18 protein-coding genes are annotated in these 16,899 nt (G+C 69.5%); 11 read left to right on the top strand and 7 right to left on the bottom strand.

Annotated features, from left to right (window positions below):
- Positions 1 to 111: 111 nt before the first annotated feature.
- A complete protein-coding gene (locus ACS5Q7_RS18180; protein WP_478340670.1) occupies positions 112 to 1,032 on the top strand; it encodes a peptidylprolyl isomerase in 921 nt (306 codons plus the stop codon).
- Positions 1,033 to 1,190: 158 nt separating this feature from the next.
- Here ACS5Q7_RS18180 and ACS5Q7_RS18175 read toward each other — a convergent pair whose 3' ends face one another.
- On the bottom strand, positions 1,191 to 1,349 hold the full coding sequence (locus ACS5Q7_RS18175) for a hypothetical protein (RefSeq protein WP_478340669.1): 159 nt from the start codon (positions 1,347 to 1,349) through the stop codon (positions 1,191 to 1,193).
- Positions 1,350 to 1,457: 108 nt separating this feature from the next.
- Entirely contained in the window at positions 1,458 to 2,540 is a 1,083-nt protein-coding gene (hemH, locus tag ACS5Q7_RS18170; protein ID WP_478340668.1) for a ferrochelatase, read from the bottom strand.
- 194 nt (positions 2,541 to 2,734) lie between these two features.
- On the opposite strand from hemH, the gene ACS5Q7_RS18165 reads away from it, so the two are divergent.
- Entirely contained in the window at positions 2,735 to 3,424 is a 690-nt protein-coding gene (locus ACS5Q7_RS18165) for a uracil-DNA glycosylase (protein WP_478340667.1), read from the top strand.
- A gap of 2 nt (positions 3,425 to 3,426) precedes the next feature.
- On the opposite strand, the gene ACS5Q7_RS18160 is transcribed toward ACS5Q7_RS18165, so the two are convergent.
- Entirely contained in the window at positions 3,427 to 3,822 is a 396-nt protein-coding gene (locus ACS5Q7_RS18160) for a hypothetical protein (RefSeq protein WP_478340666.1), read from the bottom strand.
- Positions 3,823 to 4,077: 255 nt separating this feature from the next.
- Between ACS5Q7_RS18160 and ACS5Q7_RS18155 the strand changes: the two genes are divergently transcribed.
- The 4 genes from ACS5Q7_RS18155 to ACS5Q7_RS18140 all read left to right on the top strand — a co-directional run bounded on the left by ACS5Q7_RS18155 (position 4,078) and on the right by ACS5Q7_RS18140 (position 7,645).
- Positions 4,078 to 4,521, top strand: coding sequence for an AMP-dependent synthetase (locus ACS5Q7_RS18155; protein ID WP_478340665.1), 444 nt, complete (start codon positions 4,078 to 4,080; stop codon positions 4,519 to 4,521).
- A gap of 41 nt (positions 4,522 to 4,562) precedes the next feature.
- On the top strand, positions 4,563 to 5,363 hold the full coding sequence (locus tag ACS5Q7_RS18150; protein ID WP_478340664.1) for an enoyl-CoA hydratase: 801 nt from the start codon (positions 4,563 to 4,565) through the stop codon (positions 5,361 to 5,363).
- A 93-nt stretch (positions 5,364 to 5,456) separates the two neighbouring features.
- Positions 5,457 to 5,735 (top strand): hypothetical protein, encoded by a 279-nt coding sequence (locus ACS5Q7_RS18145; RefSeq protein WP_478340663.1) that lies wholly within the window; start codon positions 5,457 to 5,459, stop codon positions 5,733 to 5,735.
- A gap of 473 nt (positions 5,736 to 6,208) precedes the next feature.
- Positions 6,209 to 7,645, top strand: coding sequence for a phospholipase D-like domain-containing protein (locus ACS5Q7_RS18140; protein WP_478340662.1), 1,437 nt, complete (start codon positions 6,209 to 6,211; stop codon positions 7,643 to 7,645).
- Here ACS5Q7_RS18140 and ACS5Q7_RS18135 read toward each other — a convergent pair.
- Positions 7,563 to 8,288, bottom strand: coding sequence for an endonuclease/exonuclease/phosphatase family protein (locus tag ACS5Q7_RS18135; protein WP_478340831.1), 726 nt, complete (start codon positions 8,286 to 8,288; stop codon positions 7,563 to 7,565). The genes ACS5Q7_RS18140 and ACS5Q7_RS18135 overlap by 83 nt on opposite strands.
- A gap of 337 nt (positions 8,289 to 8,625) precedes the next feature.
- On the opposite strand from ACS5Q7_RS18135, the gene ACS5Q7_RS18130 reads away from it, so the two are divergent.
- The gene (locus ACS5Q7_RS18130) at positions 8,626 to 9,423 is read left to right on the top strand and encodes a lytic murein transglycosylase (protein ID WP_478340661.1); all 798 of its coding nucleotides are present in this window, start codon (positions 8,626 to 8,628) and stop codon (positions 9,421 to 9,423) included.
- 58 nt (positions 9,424 to 9,481) lie between these two features.
- Here the strand turns inward: ACS5Q7_RS18130 and ACS5Q7_RS18125 are convergent, their stop codons facing one another.
- Entirely contained in the window at positions 9,482 to 10,849 is a 1,368-nt protein-coding gene (locus ACS5Q7_RS18125; protein ID WP_478340660.1) for an MFS family transporter, read from the bottom strand.
- A gap of 228 nt (positions 10,850 to 11,077) precedes the next feature.
- On the opposite strand from ACS5Q7_RS18125, the gene ACS5Q7_RS18120 reads away from it, so the two are divergent.
- A complete protein-coding gene (locus ACS5Q7_RS18120) occupies positions 11,078 to 11,941 on the top strand; it encodes a DUF1236 domain-containing protein (protein WP_478340659.1) in 864 nt (287 codons plus the stop codon).
- A gap of 12 nt (positions 11,942 to 11,953) precedes the next feature.
- On the opposite strand, the gene hrcA is transcribed toward ACS5Q7_RS18120, so the two are convergent.
- Entirely contained in the window at positions 11,954 to 13,009 is a 1,056-nt protein-coding gene (gene hrcA / locus ACS5Q7_RS18115) for a heat-inducible transcriptional repressor HrcA (RefSeq protein WP_478340830.1), read from the bottom strand.
- Between the two features lie 162 nt (positions 13,010 to 13,171).
- Here hrcA and rph point away from each other — a divergent pair, with 162 nt between their 5' ends.
- The 3 genes from rph to hemW are packed head-to-tail and all read left to right on the top strand — an operon-like array spanning position 13,172 to position 15,716.
- On the top strand, positions 13,172 to 13,885 hold the full coding sequence (gene rph / locus ACS5Q7_RS18110; protein ID WP_478340658.1) for a ribonuclease PH: 714 nt from the start codon (positions 13,172 to 13,174) through the stop codon (positions 13,883 to 13,885).
- Positions 13,882 to 14,517, top strand: coding sequence for an RdgB/HAM1 family non-canonical purine NTP pyrophosphatase (rdgB, locus tag ACS5Q7_RS18105; protein ID WP_478340657.1), 636 nt, complete (start codon positions 13,882 to 13,884; stop codon positions 14,515 to 14,517). The genes rph and rdgB overlap by 4 nt, the downstream gene beginning before the upstream one ends.
- The gene (gene hemW / locus ACS5Q7_RS18100; RefSeq protein ID WP_478340656.1) at positions 14,514 to 15,716 is read left to right on the top strand and encodes a radical SAM family heme chaperone HemW; all 1,203 of its coding nucleotides are present in this window, start codon (positions 14,514 to 14,516) and stop codon (positions 15,714 to 15,716) included. The genes rdgB and hemW overlap by 4 nt, the downstream gene beginning before the upstream one ends.
- Before the next feature lie 75 nt (positions 15,717 to 15,791).
- Here the strand turns inward: hemW and ACS5Q7_RS18095 are convergent, their stop codons facing one another.
- Complete coding sequence (locus ACS5Q7_RS18095; protein WP_478340655.1) at positions 15,792 to 16,733, bottom strand: L,D-transpeptidase; 942 nt, start codon at positions 16,731 to 16,733, stop codon at positions 15,792 to 15,794.
- Positions 16,734 to 16,899 lie beyond the last annotated feature (166 nt).

Raw genomic sequence — 16,899 nt, 5'->3', positions numbered from 1 at the left:
CCTTCTGCGTGCCGCCGGGCCACCTCTCCCGCCGCCGGACGGGCGGCCGAGCGGGGCGACAGCGCCTCCGCCGCCGAACCGGTTGAACGACACGCCGACCGAGGTATTCCCATGCCGACCCATGCCCTGCTCCGGCGCGCCAGCGCGCTCGCGCTGACGCTCGCCCTCTCCGGCGCGGCGGCGGCCCAGACGCCCCCGGCCGACAAGACGCCGACGAGTGCGCCCGCCGTCCCCGCCGATCCGAACGCGGTCGTCGCGACAGTGAACGGCCAGCCGATCACGCAGGCCGATATCGCCATCGCCTCCGACGATCCGGCGCTCTCCCTGCCGGGGGTGGACGAGGCGCAGAAGAAGAACCTGCTCGTGGATTACATGGTCGACCTGAAGGTCGGCGCGCAGGCCGCCGAGGCGGCCAAGATCGGCGACAGCGCCGAGTTCAAGCGCAAGCTCGCCTACTTCCGCGACAAACTGCTCCTCGACGACTACCTGGAGCAGGAGGCCAAGAAGGCGGTGACGCCGGAGGCCGAGCACGCGGTCTACGACACGTCCGTCAAGCTGATGAAGCCGGAGGAGGAAGTCCACGCCCGCCACATCCTCGTGGAGAGCGAGGGCGAGGCGAAGAAGATCGCCGAGCGGATCAAGGGTGGCGAGGATTTCGCCAAGGTTGCCGCCGAGACGTCGAAGGATCCGGGCTCCAAGACCGAGGGCGGTGATCTCGGCTGGTTCACCAAGGAGCGGATGGTGCCGGATTTCGCCGCCGCCGCCTTCGCGATGAAGCCGGGTCAGGTTTCCGATCCGGTGAAGACGCAGTTCGGCTGGCACGTCATCAAGGTCGAGGAAAAGAGGACCAAGCCGCAGCCGACCTTCGATGAGCTGAAGGAGCAGATCGACCAGCACCTCATCCGCAAGTCGCAGCAGGACCTGATCCTGAAGCTGCGCGCCGAGGCGAAGATTGACCGCAAGGACGCCCCCGCCGCGACACCGGCGGATCCGATGACCCCGGCCGCGCCGCCCCCGCCTGCGGTGAAGTGAGGCTGATCGGTCGTTCGTCCTGCGCGCCTACCTCATCCTGAGGTGCTGCGAAGCAGCCTCGAAGGAGAACTCCAGGGATCGTGGAGCCAACTGGAGCCCTCCTTCGAGGCCCGCCACGGCGGGCACCTCAGGATGAGGTCGAGGGAAGGGCCGTCCGACTAGTACGGCCGGTCGGGCTTGGTGATGTAGGCGGAGTGGCCGGCGGGCCGTGGCGTGACGCCGAGCGATTCGAGCTCGGACATGCGCCGAGCCTCCGAGAGCCGGTCGAGCACGATGACCAGGATCCACGGACAGGCGATACCGATAAAGAACGCCACGTGACGACCCTCCCATTTCGACCGGACTCACGTCCGTTGAGAGGATGATAGGCCGCGCCGGCTGCGCAGCAAGCGCAACCGGCCCGATGAGCGTCGATTAAGTGGTCGTCACACCCAGCCCTGAAGCTCCCGCCGCACCACGTTCTCGATCACGCGCATGCCGAGGTCGCTGTCGTTCAAGCAGGGGATGTAGGCGAATTGCTCGCCGCCATTGCCCTCGAAATAGTGGCGGTTCTCGCCGTCGAGCTCTTCCAGGGTCTCCAGGCAATCGGCGGTGAAGCCAGGGGCGACGATGGCCATGCGCTTCACGCCGGATTTGGCCAAGTCCATCACCGTCTCGTCGGTATACGGCTTCAGCCATTCCTCGTTGCCGAAGCGGGACTGGAACGTCACCCGCATCTTGTCCGGCGAGAGGCCCAGCGCCTCGCGGATGAGACGGCCGGTCTTGTGGCACTGGCAATGGTAGGGGTCGCCCTTCAGCAGGTAGCTGCGCGGCACGCCGTGGAACGAGGTGAGGATCACCTCCGGCTCGAAATCGAGCTTGGCGAGACCCTCGCGGATCGATTGCGCCATGGCGTCGATATAGACCGGATCGTCGTGATAGGGCGGCGAAACCCGCACCGTCGGCTGCCAGCGCATGTCCATCAGGGCGCGGAAGGCCTGATCGCAGGCTGTGGCCGAGGTCGCCGCCGCGTATTGCGGGTAGAGCGGCACCAGCAGGATGCGGTCGCAGCCCTGGTCCAGCAGCGCCTGGATGCGGCCCGCCACCTCCGGCTTGCCGTAGCGCATCGCCCAATCGACCACGACGCTGTCGCCCATCGCCGCCTGGAGCTTGTCGCTCTGGCCACGCGTGATGGTCTTGAGCGGCCCCTCGTTCAATTCGTTGTTCCAGACGCTGGCGTAATCCTTCCCCTTCGGACCCGGCCGCTTCGACAGGATGATGAGGTTGAGCAGCGGCCACCAGATCAGGCGCGGCACCTCGATCACCCGGCGGTCGGACAGGAACTCCTTCAGGTACCGGCGCATCGGCCAATAGGACGTGCCCTCGGGCGTGCCGAGATTCATCAGCAGCACGCCGACGCGGCCCCAGCGGACCTGCGGATGGTCACCCGGCAGGCCGAGCATCCCGGTGTCGCGCGAGGCGACGGGCCGGGGGTTGGCGAGCGCGGCAGGTTCGATGCGTTCGTTCATCAAAGCGTCCGGCGCCCTGGCGCCGATTCCCTTTCCAAGCTGAGACGAGACCCGCCGGAGCGGGAGGCCGCCCCTATGTAGGTCGCCGGACCGCCCCGGCGAAGGCACCCTTGCTGCGGTGCCACGCAGGTACCGGTATAGAGATGCGGCACGCGGCGGCAAATGCCGCTTCGGCTCAGGATCTCCACAGCCCGATGACCGACCGGCCCGTCGCCGCCGCCCTTGCTGCCTTCCGCGAGAGCAATTCCCCCTGGCTCGCCCTCCCCTTCTTCGGCGACGGCGCTGCGGATCGCGTGGCGGACACGATCGACGGACGCATCGCCGCAGGGGCGACGGTGCTGCCCGCGCCGGGCGACATCTTCCGGGCGCTGCGCGAGACGCCGCTGCCGGCCGTGAAGGCGGTGATCCTGGGGCAAGACCCCTACCCGACGCCGGGCGACGCCAACGGGCTCGCCTTCTCCTATGTCGGCAAGGGCCGCCTTCCGGCCTCGCTGAAGGTCATCCTGGCCGAGGCGGCCTCACCCCGCGAGGCGGGCGGCGACCTCACGCCCTGGGCCCGGCAGGGGGTCCTGCTCCTCAACAGCGCCCTCACCGTCGAGGCGGGAAAGGCCGGGGCGCACCTGCGCGCGGGCTGGTCCGCCCTCACCGACGAGGCGGTGGCGGCGGTCGCCGGGCGCGATGAGCCGGCCGTGTTTCTCCTCTGGGGGGCGCAGGCGCGGGCGCGGGCCGGGCTGATCGACCCGTCCCGGCACGCCGTCATCGAGAGCGGCCATCCCTCGCCCCTCAACCGGGCGCGGGATTTTCCCGGCTCGGACCCGTTCGGCCGCGCCAATGCGTGGCTCGCCGAACGGGGCCTCGCGCCGATCGAGTGGCGGCTCGGCTGAGCCTATCGCGCCGGCTTGGCGGGCTCCGGTGCCTGCGGCACCTCGGCGGAGGGCTGGAGCACGTTCTTGGCGATGTTGCCGTCCGGCCCGTATTCCCCGGCGACAGCGATGCAGGCGCCATCGCGGTTCAACTGCATCTGATTCGACATCAGCGTGAACATCGACTGGACGCGGTTGCCGAACGGGCCGGAGGGCTGGACATCGCTGACGCGGGCGTTCTGCTTGGCGAGCAATGCCTCGAATTCGGGGCCGCCGATCCGGTAGCCGCAAACATTGGAGGCCGCGAAGATATAGGCGGCGAGTTCGAGGGCGTGCGGCGAGGGCGCGTTGCGAATCTCGGCCTGCGCCGGGCCGCAGAGCAGGATGGCCGCAGCGAGCGGGGCGAGGTGGCGGTTCAAGGATGTCCTCCGGTGTGTCGCGGCCTTGTCGTTCGGGCCGGTTCCGGGAGCATCAGATAGACACTTCGTCCGAGCCCGCCAGGGCGAACTTTCTGCGTAATCTTCATCTCGCGTTGGCCATAGGCGGCCTTCCGCCGACGAAGCGCCCGGTTTCGGCCGGATTTGCTGCCCTTGTCGGAGGTGGAATCAGAAAGTCTTAACCGGGACGCGCGAACCCGGAATGGTTCAGCTTATGAACAGGCTGGTTTTCACCGCATGCTCGGCGCCAGATACAGCGTGACCCACCCCGCCTCCCTGGAGAAGCCGGTGCTCCTGCGCCCGGCTCCCGTGGAGGAGAATGCCTCGCCGTTCGTTCCCGGCACCTGCGCCCGGTGGGCTCGCGCCGAGGGGATCGGCTTCGGCGACCTCGCCGTCCTGATGGTGGCCGACCCCCTCGAAGCGACGGCCCTTCGGCAGGGTTTCGCCTGGGTCGGCGCGCGTACGAAGGATCTCGATCCGGGAATCGGCGAGCACGAACTCGCCCTCGTCCTGTCGGGCGCGAGCCTCGCCATCGTGGATAGCGCCCTCGCCTCGAACTATGCGCGGGCGCTCGGCCGGCTCGACCGGCTGCCGCCCCTCTGGTGGACCGGCCCCGGCGCCGACTTCGCCCGGCTGGACCTCGCCCTCGCGGAGCATGCCGCGCCCGCCCAGGTGTGCTAAATCGTTCTCCCGAGGGCCGAAGAGCCTGAAGGGAGACGCCTTTGTCCGCAGCCCAGCCCCTGGCCGCCGCCGAGCCTGTCCTTCTCCGGCAGGATGCGGACGGCATCGCCACCCTCACCCTGAACCGTCCGGGCGCGCGCAACGCCCTGTCGCTGGCGCTGATGAACGCCCTTCAGGACGCCCTCGACGCGATCCGCGACGACGATTCGGTGCGGGTCGTGGTGCTGAGGGCCGCCGGCCCGGCCTTCTGCGCCGGCCACGATCTGCGCGAGATGCGCGCGGATTCCTCTCCGGAGGCGACGGACCTCGTGTTCCGCACCTGCGCCCGGCTGATGACGAGCCTTGTGCGCCTGCCCAAGCCGGTGATCGCGCAGGTCCATGGCATCGCCACGGCGGCGGGATGCCAGCTCGTGGCCTCCTGCGATCTCGCGATCTGCACCGAGGAGGCGCGCTTCGCCACGCCGGGCGTGCAGATCGGCCTGTTCTGCTCGACGCCGATGGTCGCCCTGTCGCGGGCGGTGCCGCGCAAGGCGGCGATGGAGATGCTGCTGCTCGGCGAAGCCATCGACGCGGCCGAGGCCCTGCGCATCGGCCTCGTGAACCGCGTGGTTCCCGTCGACCGGCTCGACTCTGCCGTGGCCGACATGGCCGGGCGCATCGCCGCCAAGGCCCGCCGGGTGCTCGCCATCGGCAAGGAGGCCTTTGCCCGGCAGGGCGAGATGACCCTCGACGAAGCCTACGCCTACACGGCCCAGGTGATGACCCGGAACATGGCGATGGCCGACGCGCAGGAGGGCATCGATGCCTTCCTGCAGAAGCGCAAGCCCGTTTGGGAGGGGTGATCCGCCGCGCCTCCGGCGCGTAGGCGGCGCGGGCGTCCTGCCCTAATCTTCGGGCTGTCCCGCAATGGCGGGCCTGCCGGTGCGGGATGGGCGATGACAGCCACCACCGACTTGATCGGCCTGACCCTGGCATTCTACGGGGCGATGCCGCCGCCACGTCCGCCTCGGCCCGAGCGTGATGGGCCGACCTGGGCGGCGGCCCTTCTCATTGGCGGCGTCTGCCTCGCCACCGTGATGCCGATGATCACCATCTGGACCTTCCACAGGCCCCAGGAGGCGGTGAAGGCGCGCTGCCTGCAATCGGGCGGACACATCGTCTACGGCGCCCTCGACGGCAGCGGCTTGCGCTGCGATCCGATGTCGAAGGATTAGAGCCGCATTGGGACGAGTTGGTTCAGCCGTCTCCCTTCATTCTCGCTCATCCTGAGGTGCGGCGAAGCCACCTCGAAGGCCTCATCCTGAGAGTCTGGCCGGAAAGGTCGCGTCCGCCTCCGTCATTGCGAGGAACGAAGCAATCCAGGGACGCGCCACGGTCGTAAGCGGCCCGCCCGCCCCTGGATTGCTTCGCTGACGCTCGCAAAGACGGTGAGGTGTGAGGCGCCGTCGCGACTTTCTCGGTTGGGCTCTGAGCGGCGGCGAAGCCGCCTCGAAGGCGGGATCCAGCCTGCCGCGCGATGTCTGAAGCCCTCCTTCGAGGCCCGCAGAAGCGGGCACCTCATCCTGAGGTAAGAGGGTGAGGGGCCGGAACGTGATCGGTCGCTGCCCCAGGCTCCCGTGACAATTCGGGCGGACTTGCGCCGTGGCTGGGCTATATCGCCGGAAGTCTTCAGCCTTACGGGATGCAAGTGGACCAAATCGTCTTCCGCTGGATCAACTCGACCGCGCTGCTGCGGGCGGATGTGCAGGCGCTCGTCGGCATCGGCCTCGCCCTCGCGGTGACGATCCATGCCCTGCTGCGCAAGCGGCGGGTGAGCGTGGCCGTGGGATGGATCGGGCTGGCTTGGCTCTCGCCGATCTTCGGCTCGGCGCTCTACTTGCTGCTCGGCATCAACCGCGTCTACCGGCGGGCGCGGAAGATGCGCGCGCGGCCCTCCGAGGCGGTGCCGCCGCCGGATGCGGACGATGCCGTCGTGCCGGAAACCCTGTGGCCGCTTGACCGGGCGATCCGGCGCATCACCGGCGCGCCCGCGCTCACCGGGAACCGGGTGCGGATGTTCCGCAACGGCGACGAGGCCTACCCGGAGATGCTGGCGGCGATCCGCGGGGCGCGGGCCAGCGTCGCCATGACGAGCTACATCTTCCGCGACGACGCGACCGGCCGCGAGTTCTGCGAGGCCCTGGCAGAGGCCAAGGGACGAGGCGTCGCGGTGCGGGTGATCATCGACGGGATCGGCGGCGGCTATTTCCGGACGCCGGCCTATAAGCGCCTGCACGCGGCCGGCGTGCCTGCCGCCCTATTCATGCATTCCGCCCTGCCCTGGCGGATGCCCTTCCTGAACCTGCGCAACCACAAGAAGCTGCTGATCCTCGACGGAAGGGTCGCCTTCACGGGCGGGCTCAACATCGCCGCCGCCAACCGTGTGCGCACCAAGCCCGCGCACCCGATCCGCGACATCCATTTCCGGTTCGAGGGTCCGGTCGTCGATCAGCTCGCCACCGCCTTCACGGCGGATTGGGCCTTCGCCGATGGCGAGAGCCTCGACGGGCCGCCGTGGTTCGTGGATGCTCCGGCGGTCGGCGGCTGCGTCGCCCGCGCGGTGACGTCGGGGCCGGATGCGGACGTGCAGAAGATCGAGCAGGTGGTGATCCAGGCGCTGAACTGCGCCCGCCGCCGGGTGCGGATCGCCACGCCGTACTTCCTGCCGGACGAACTCGTGACCGGCGCCCTGATCCAGGCCGCGACGCGGGGGATCTCCGTCGAGGTGGTGATCCCGGCGGTCAGCGATCACCGCTTCATCGATTGGGCGATGCGCGCCCATCTCGACGTGCTGATCCGGGCGGGCGTGCGGGTCTATCTCGACCGCGATCCGTTCGACCACGCCAAGGCGATGGTGGTCGACGACGTGTGGTGCTTCGTCGGCAGCGCCAACTGGGACATGCGCAGCTTCCGCCTGAACTTCGAGCTGAACGTCGAGGTGATCGACGCCGATCTCGCCGGGCAGATCGACGCGCTGATCGAGGCTAAGAAGGATCTGCCCCTTACCGAGAAGGATCTCGCAGACCGATCCTTGCCCGTGCGCTTGCGCGACGCAGGCGTTCGGCTGCTGCTGCCATACCTCTGAGCGGCGCGGGTGAATCCGGCTCCGGGCAGAGATGCACGACGATGGGCCGGTGGTCCGAGGGGCCGCGCGGCAGCACCGCGCTTTCCCGGCAGACGAGCCCCCTGGCGATGCAGCGGTCGAGGCGCAGGGGCAGCACCTCGATCATCGAATGGGTCGGCCGCCGGGGGCCGATGTCGCGGAATCCCGGCACCATGGCCGGGCCGACGATATTGTAATCGCCCAGCACCGCCGCGCGGGGCGGAAGGCCCGTCACGATCCGCCGCAACTGCCGCCGGTTCAGCATCTGCCCGTGGGAGAGGTGGACGTTGGCGACGCCGAACGTGCCGAGATCGACCACTTGGCACACCCGGTGGACCACCGCGCCGGAGGGCAGCGTGACCGTGCGCGGCGGGCTCGGGAACGGGGTCGGGCTCCACATGGCGAGCCCGTGGATCCGCCCCGGCAGCGGCGACCACGCGTAATGGCCGCCGACGCGCTCCTTCAGGAAGCCGATGGCCCGCGTCGCCTCCTGCATCAGCAGCAGATCGGGCGATTCCTGCTCGATCAGGGCGATGACGTCCTCGATGGCCGCCCCCACCCGCCGCAGGAGATTCCAGCTGACGATCTTGAAGGCCGGCGCCGGGGCCGCGATGCTGTCCGGCATGACGAGTTGGGCGCCGGCCAGTTCCGGAGCATCCGCAAGGGTGGGTTTCGTCATCGTCCCCGACCGTTCCGCATCCGCCGACCTCCCCGCCGCCTGCCTCAAACGCTTCGCGTTTCCGCAGGTTCGATGGCCGCGCGAGCGCCTTGGTCTGAAATCCTGGCCCCCGTGAGGCCGGAAGCGTCCCGGAAACCACGCTGCGATCACTTTCGCCGCAGACGGGATGAATCCGCACGCCGCGCGCACCTCGCGGCGTGCGCCAACCTTCGCGATATGCTTTAGACCGCAACGATATTGCCGGGCGGGCCGTCCCGACCGGCCGGAATTCCAGGAGTTACACGTGGCTGCACGCAAGCGTCACTTCAGCCTCGCCGTCGCGGCACTCGGCCTGCTCGGCGGTGCCCTCACCGAGGCGCAGGCCGCCCAGTGCGGCAACACCTCTGCCGGCTTCGAGACGTGGAAGCGCGAATTCATCGCCGAGAACCGGGGCCGCGCCAGCGCCGAAAGCCTCGATGCCCTGGCCGGCACCAGCTATTCCACCGCGACCATCTCGGCCGACCGGGGGCAGCACAGCTTCAAGCTCTCCCTCGACCAGTTCATGGCCAAGCGCGGCGCCGCGACCATCGTGAAGCGCGGCCGTGCCTTGAAGCGCACCAACGCCGCCCTGTTCGACTCCATCGAGCAGCGTTACGGCGTGCCGCCGGGTCCGCTCCTGGCGATCTGGGGCATGGAAACCGGCTTCGGCGCCGTGAAGGGCAACGTGAACACCCTCTCGGCCGTCGCGACCCTCGCCTACGATTGCCGCCGTTCGGAATACTTCACCGACCAGCTCCGCGCCGCCCTCACCCTGATCGACCGGGGCATCATCTCGGCGGGGACCCGCGGCGCCGCGCATGGCGAGATCGGCCACACGCAGTTCCTGCCGAAGAACGTGCTGAATTACGGCACCGGCGGCGACCTCAACAATGTCGGCGCGGCCCTGTCCTCGACGGCGAACTTCCTGAAGGCCCATGGCTGGCAGCGCGGCGCGGGCTATCAGCCCGGCGAGCCGAACTTCGCCGCCCTTCAGGGCTGGAACGCCGCCCAGGTCTACGAGCGGGCCATCGCCATCATCGGAAAGCAGATCGATCAGGACTGAGACCGGTCTTCGTCGAAAAGAAAGGGGGCGGCCCGCGAGGCACGCCCCCTATTTTCGTTCAGGCGGTCGCGAGCCCCGCCTTCTTCTTCTTGCCGAGTGCCTCTTCCACCGTGCCATCGCCGTCGAGATAGCCGTGAACCTTCGGGTTCGGCATGATCAGCGAGGCCACGAAGGCGATGGCGAGCATGATCGTCACGTACCAGAAGAAGGTCGTCTCGATTCCGGCATCCTTGAACCACAGCGCCACGTATTCGGCGGTGCCGCCGAACAGCGCGTTGGCGAGGGCATAGGACAGGCCGACGCCCAGCGCCCGGACGTTCGTGGGGAACAGCTCCGCTTTCACGATGCCGCTGATGCCCGTGTAGAACGAGATCACCGCCAGCCCGAGGGTGATCATCGCGAAGGCGAGGTAGGGGTCCTTGTTGGTGTGCAGGAACGACATGATCGGCACCACCATCAGCATGCCGAGCCCGCTGTAGAGGATCATGTTGGCCTTGCGGCCGATCTTGTCGGACAGCGCGCCGAAGATCGGCTGGATCAGCATGTAGACCAGCAGCACCCAGGTCATGACCTGTGACGCCGACGTCTTCGGCATGCCGGCGGTGTTGACGAGATACTTCTGCATGTAGGTCGTGAAGGTGTAGAAGCTCAAGCTGCCGCCCGCCGTATAGGCGAGGACGACGCAGAACGCGCGCCAGTGCTTGAACAGCTCGCTGAAGGTGCCGGCGTTCTCCTTGTCGCCGGCTTCCTTGGTCTCGGCCAGGGAGCGCCGCAGGTAGAGCGCCACGACCGCAAGGCCCGCGCCGATGAAGAACGGGATGCGCCAGCCATAGGCCGTCAGTTCCGCGCTCGTCATCACGGCCTGGAGGCCGACCAGCACCAGGGAGGCGAGCAACTGGCCGCCGATCAGCGTGACGTACTGGAACGAGGCGAAGAACCCGCGCCGCCCCTTGATGGCGACCTCGCTCATGTAGGTGGCCGAGGTGCCGTACTCGCCGCCGACCGACAGGCCCTGAAGCATCCGCGCCAGCAGCAGCAGGACCGGCGCCAGGGTGCCGACGGTGTCGTAGGTCGGCAGAATGCCGATCAGCAGCGAGCCGAAGCACATCATCAGCACGGAGATGACCATGGAGGTCCGCCGCCCGACCCGGTCGCCGATGCGCCCGAACAGCCAGCCGCCCACCGGGCGCATGAAGAAGCCCACCGCGAAGATGCCGGCTGTCTGCAAGAGCTGGCTGGTCGAATCGCCCTTCGGGAAGAAGGCCGGGGCGAAGTAGAGGGCGAAGAAGGCGTAGCAGTAAAAGTCGTACCACTCGACGAGGTTGCCGGACGAAGAGCCGACGATCGCGAAGATGCGGCGGCGCCGGTCGGCGGCATCGTGGGGCTCCGACGAAATGGTGATACGGCCGGCGGGAGGTGCGGACATGGCGTCTCCGGGACTCGCTGGGCCGACACTGTGCCGGCTTCTCGGGTTTGAGCGGACGTTACAGCCCCAGACCCCGCCTGCAAGCGATCCTCACGTTCGCGTGCGCGAGACGTGGCGCCTTGTCACCAACCAGCGGTCGAGAAACCTCGGAACGGTTTCGATTCCGTCCCCGTTCCGGCCCGGGTCGAGCGTCCGGAGGGCGCGCCCTCTGGGACGGTGGGACGGCACATGAACAGAATTCTTCGCAGTACGGTGGCCGCAGCGGTCATCATGGCGGGCGCGACGACGGCCTTCGCGCAGGGCGGTCCCGGAGGGGGCGGCGGCGCGGGCGGTGGCGGCGGCGGCGCGGCGGCCGGGCCGGGCGGCGGCGGTGGACCGGGCGGCGGCGCGAGCGGCGGCCCCGGCGCGGGCGGGCCGGGTGCGGCGGGTCCGGGTGGCGCGGGCGGCGGCGGCATGCGCGGCGGTGAAGGCGGCGGGCGCGGCCCTGGGGCCGGTGGCGGCGCGGAGCGCGGCGGTCCGGCCGAACGTGGCGGCGCGGCCGAACAGGGTGGCCCGGGCGGGCGCGGCGGCGCGGCCGAGCGGGGCGGCGCTGAGCGCGGCGGCCCCGGAGAGCGCGGCGGCCCCGGAGAGCGCGGCGGCCCCGGAGAGCGTGGCGAGCGTGGCGGCCCCGGTGAGCGCGGTGAGCGTGGCGGCCCCGGCGAGCGCAACGGTGCGGCCGAGCGCGGCGGTCCCGATGGCCGGAACGGGCCGGGCGCGGCCGGCGAGCGTCGCGGCGCCGAGCGTGGCGGGCCGGGCGCCCGTGGCGGTCGCGATGCGGGTGCGGTGCGGGGCGGCTATTCCCGCCTCGATACCGGGCGGCGCACGGAGTTCCGCCAGTCGATCCTGCGGGGCGGTGTCTCGCGGCTCGACAGCGTGGACTTCGCGCTGAGCGTCGGCACGGCGATCCCGCGTTCGGTGCGGCTCCACCGCCTGCCGCCGGCCATTGTCGAGCTGGTGCCGGATTACGAGGGCTACGACTTCATCCTCGTCCGCGACGACATCGTGATCATCGATCCCGACACCTACGAGATCGTGGACGTGATCCCCGCCTGAGCGGGCGAACGATCACCGCCCGCCGTCGAGAAGCTTCGAGACGACGCGGGCGGTGTAATCGACCATCGGCACGATGCGGGCGTAGTTCAGACGCGTCGGGCCGATGACGCCGACGACGCCGACGATCTTCTGCGACCCGTCGCGGAACGGCGCCGCGATGAGCGACGAGCCCGAGAGCGAGAACAGCTTGTTCTCGGAGCCGATGAAGATGCGCACCCCCTCCCCCTGCTCGGCGCGGGCGAGGAGGTCGATCACGTCCTTCTGCGTCTCCAGGTCGTTGAACAGCAGCCGGATGCGCTCGAGGTCTTCCGCCGCGCGCAGGTCGTCCAGCAGGTTGGCCTGTCCGCGCACGATGAGTTGCCGCGCCTCCGAAGGCCCGACCGGCGTGGCGAGGCCGGCATCGACCAGCCGCTCCGTCAGTTCGTCCAGCTCGCGCTTCTTGGCGAGGCGCCCCGCCTCGATCTCCGCGCGCAGCACGCCGAGGGTGCGCCCCGCGAGCCGGGCGTTGAGGTAGTTCGTCGCCTCCTGCAGCGCCCCCGCCGGCAGGCCGGGGGGTAGGTCGAGCAGGCGATTCTCGACGCTGCCGTCATCCGAGACCAGCACCACCAGGGCGCGGGCGGGGTCGAGCCGCACGAACTCGATATGCTTCAGGCTGGCATTGGCCTTCGTGGTGAGCACCACGCCGGCCCCGCGCGAGACGCCCGAGAGCAGGCTCGACGCCTCGGTCAACGCGGATTCGAAGGTGTGGCGCGAGGCGACCGCGCGCATCTGGCCCTCGATCCGGTCCTTCTCGTCCTGCCCGACATCGCCGAGTTCGAGCATCGCATCCACGAAGAAACGCAGGCCCTGCTCGGTGGGCAGGCGGCCCGCCGAGGTGTGGGGCGCGAAGATCAGGCCGGAATGCTCCAGATCCGCCATCACGTTGCGGATGGAGGCCGGGGACAGGGCCATGGGCAGGATGCGCGCGAGGTTGCGCGAGCCCACCGGCTCTCCCGTCGTCAGGTAGCTCTCCACGATCTGCCGGAAGATCTCCCTGGCACGCTCGTTGAGCGCCGAGAGGGCCTGCATCGATTGATTCTGCGAAATGTCCACGCTCTGGTGTGTCACGGTGGGCGGGTCCTGTCTCCCGATCATGTCTTTGCCGAGGCTTCGGATCAATCCGCTGCTTGCCCGCCGGGGCGGTGCGGCCTATGAGCCCCGCCCGCACTCCTCATCTGGAAAGGGTCTCGCATGCGGCCATCCAACCGTGCCGCCGACGCGATGCGGCCCGTGACCCTCGAACGCGCCGTGGCGCGCTACGCCGAGGGATCCTGCCTCGTCAGCTTCGGCAACACCAAGGTGCTGTGCACGGCCTCGCTGGAAGAGCGCGGGCCGCCGTGGCTGCGCGGCTCCGGCAAGGGCTGGGTGACGGCCGAATACGCGATGCTGCCGCGGGCGACCCATGAGCGCACCCGCCGCGAGGTGAATTCCGGCAAGCCATCCGGCCGCACGCAGGAGATCCAGCGCCTGATCGGCCGCTCGCTCCGGGCCGTCACGAATCTCTCGGCCATCGGCGAGAAGCAGGTGACGGTGGATTGCGACGTGATCCAGGCCGATGGCGGCACCCGCACCGCCGCCATCACCGGCGCCTGGGTGGCGCTGCACGATTGCTTCGCCTGGATGCGCACCCGCTCGATCATCTCCGTCGATCCGCTGCGGGACCACGTGGCTGCCGTCTCCTGCGGCATCTACAAGGGCATGCCCGTCCTCGACCTCGAATATGAGGAGGATTCAGCCGCCGATACGGACGCGAACTTCGTGCTGACCGGCAAGGGCGGCATCGTGGAGGTGCAGGGCACCGCCGAGGCCGAGCCCTTCACGGAAGCGCAGCTCCTCGAATTGCTCCGCCTCGCCCGCGCCGGCACCGAGCGGCTCGTCGCCTTGCAGAAGGAAGCCATCGCGTGAGGCGCCGCCTGACCGGCAAGGTGGTGATCGCCACCCACAACGCGGGCAAGCTCGCGGAGATGCGGGAGCTTCTAGCGCCTTTCGGCATCGAGGCCGTCTCGGCGGGCGAACTCGGGCTGCCCGAACCCGACGAGACCGGGACGATGTTCGCCGAGAACGCGGCGTTCAAGGCTCATGCGGCGGCCAAGGCCACCGGCCTGCCGGCCTTCGCCGACGATTCCGGCCTCTGCGTCGATGCCCTCGATGGCGCGCCGGGCATCTTCTCGGCCCGCTGGGCCGGGCCGGACAAGGATTTTTCGGGCGCCATGGCTCGGATCTTCTCCGAACTCGACGCGCGCGGCGCCACGAATCGCAAGGCGCATTTCGTGTCGGCCCTCGTCCTGGCCTGGCCCGATGGCCATACCGAGCTGTTCGAAGGCCGGGTGTTCGGCGACCTCGTGGCGCCGCGCGGCACGGCCGGCTTCGGCTACGACCCGCTGTTCCGCCCCGAGGGCTTTGAGCGCACCTTCGGCGAGATGAGCGCCGAGGAGAAGCACGGCGTCGATTGGCAGGCGGGCAAGGGGCTGTCCCACCGGGCGCGGGCCTTCGTGGATCTGGCGCGGGAATGCCTCGCCCCGATGGGGCGGACTTGACCGCGCAGGCCCCAGACCACCCGACTCGCGATGCGGGCTTCGGGGTTTACCTGCACTGGCCGTTCTGCGCCGCGAAGTGCCCGTATTGCGACTTCAACTCCCATGTCCGCCATGCCGGCGTGGACGAGGCGCGCTTCCTCGCGGCCTTCCGCGCGGAGATGGCCCATGTCGCCGCCCTCGTGCCGGGCCGGGACGTGACGAGCATCTTCCTCGGCGGCGGCACGCCCTCGCTGATGAAGCCGGAAACCGTGGCGGGGCTGCTCGACGCCATTGCCGGCCATTGGCGCATCGCGCCGGGGGCCGAGGTGACGCTGGAAGCCAACCCGTCGAGCGTCGAGGCCGGGCGCTTCCTGGGCTACCGGACGGCGGGGGTGAACCGGGTCTCCCTCGGCGTGCAGGCCCTGGACGATGCCTCGCTGAAGACCCTCGGGCGCCTGCACAACGCGCAGGAAGCCTTCGCCGCGATCAAGGTGGCGCAGGGCACCTTCGCGCGGACCTCCTTCGACCTGATCTACGCGCGGCCGAACCAGAGCCCAGCGGCATGGCGCGCCGAACTCACCGAGGCCATCGCGCGGGCGGCCGAGCACCTGTCGCTCTACCAACTCACCATCGAGCCCGGCACGCCGTTCTACGGCCTCGCCGCCGCCGGCAAGCTCGTGACGCCCGACGAGGACGTCTCCCGCGCGCTCTACGACGTGACGCAGGAGGTCTGCGAGGCTGCCGGACTGCCGGCCTACGAGATCTCGAACCACGCGCACCCCGGCGCCGAGGCACGGCACAACCTGCTGTACTGGCGCTACGGCGAATATGCCGGCATCGGCCCCGGCGCCCATGGACGCCTCGTGACGCCGGAGGGCCGCATCGGCACCGTCACCGAGCGTGGCCCCGAAGCGTGGCTCGCCCGCGTCGAGGCGGACGGCCACGGAATCGCGGAGACCGAGCACCTCGCAGCCCCGGCCCAGGCCGACGAATACCTCGTGATGGGTCTGCGCCTTTCGGAGGGGATCGACCCCGCCCGCTACGCCGCCCTCGGCGGCCGGGCCATCGACCCGGCACGGATCGACGCCCTGGTGGGGGATGGGCTCCTGTCGCGGAAGCCCGATGGCCGCATAGCCGCGACCGCCGCCGGGGCTCCGGTGCTCAACGCGCTGGTGGCTGAACTGGCGAAGTCACCGCCATCGTCATTGCGAACGCAGTGAAGCAATCCAGGGAACCGTGACGTCCTGAAACGTCCCGCTGCCCCGGATTGCTTTGCTCGCGATGACGGCCGAGGATCAGTTCAGCACCACCACCTTCGAGCCGACGTTCACGCGGCTGAACAGGTCGATGGCGTCCTGGTTGATCATGCGGATGCAGCCGGAAGACACGCTCTTGCCGATGGAGAAGGGCTCGAGCGTGCCGTGAATGCGGAACAGCGTGTCCTTGTTGCCCTGCCAGAGATACATGGCGCGGGCGCCGAGCGGGTTGCGCAGGCCGCCGGAGACGCCCAAGCCGCTCTGAAGCTTGTCGACCTCGCTCGCGAGCTTCGAGCTGCGGGCGATCATCTCCTTCGGCGGATACCAATCCGGCCACGCCTGCTTCGAGTTCACCGTAGCCGTGCCCGACCACGAGAAGCCCTGCTTGCCCACGCCGACGCCGTAGCGGCGGGCCCGGCCACCCTCCTGCACCAGCGTCAGCTGGTGGGCGCGCGGGTCCACGATGATCGTGCCCGGCTCGTAGGGGCCGTTATAAGCGATCTCCTGGCGCAGGTAGGCCGGGCTCATCTTCTTGTAGTCGAAGGCGCGGACGGGGAACACGTCGTCCTCGATGGGGCCATAGGCCTTCGCGTAATCGATCGGGCCGTTGTCGGGCGCACGCAGCACGGCCTTGGCCTTCGCAGCCTCGATCGGCGAGAGGGCCGGATCACCCGATGCCTCGGGCTGGACCAGAGCGGCCTGCCTCGTCGGCGGCGCCTGCACCGCCGGGGCCTGGATCGGCGCGGGAACCGGCGCGGGCGCGGCGGTCTGCCGGTCGAGCACGGCGCGGCCGAACTCGACGCGGCCGGAATACGGCACGTAGCGGTCGCCGCGCTTCAGGTAGTAGGCGCCGGTCTGGTCCTGGAAGAGCCGGTCGGAATCGGGCTCGACCAGCGCGGTTCGGGTCTGCGCCAGGGCAGGCGCGGCTGCCGCGCAGACGGCGAGGCCGGCGAGAAGCAGGAGTCGGATCGGGGCGGACATCGTTGGTCTTCCTGAAAGACGAATTCGGATCGCGGGCGGCCTCGGCCGCTCGATATCCGGTCAAGCTTATTCGAGACCTACTAAAGCCGCCGGGCATCGCCAAGCGCAGTCATGCCATACCGGACCCGCGTATGACTTGGCTCTGGGCTTTCCGCGCATCTGTTGC

It is taken from the genome of Methylobacterium sp. Gmos3, assembly GCF_056430985.1.
Note: the sequence above shows the minus strand (reverse complement) of the source record. Positions and strands in the feature narration are given on the sequence as shown.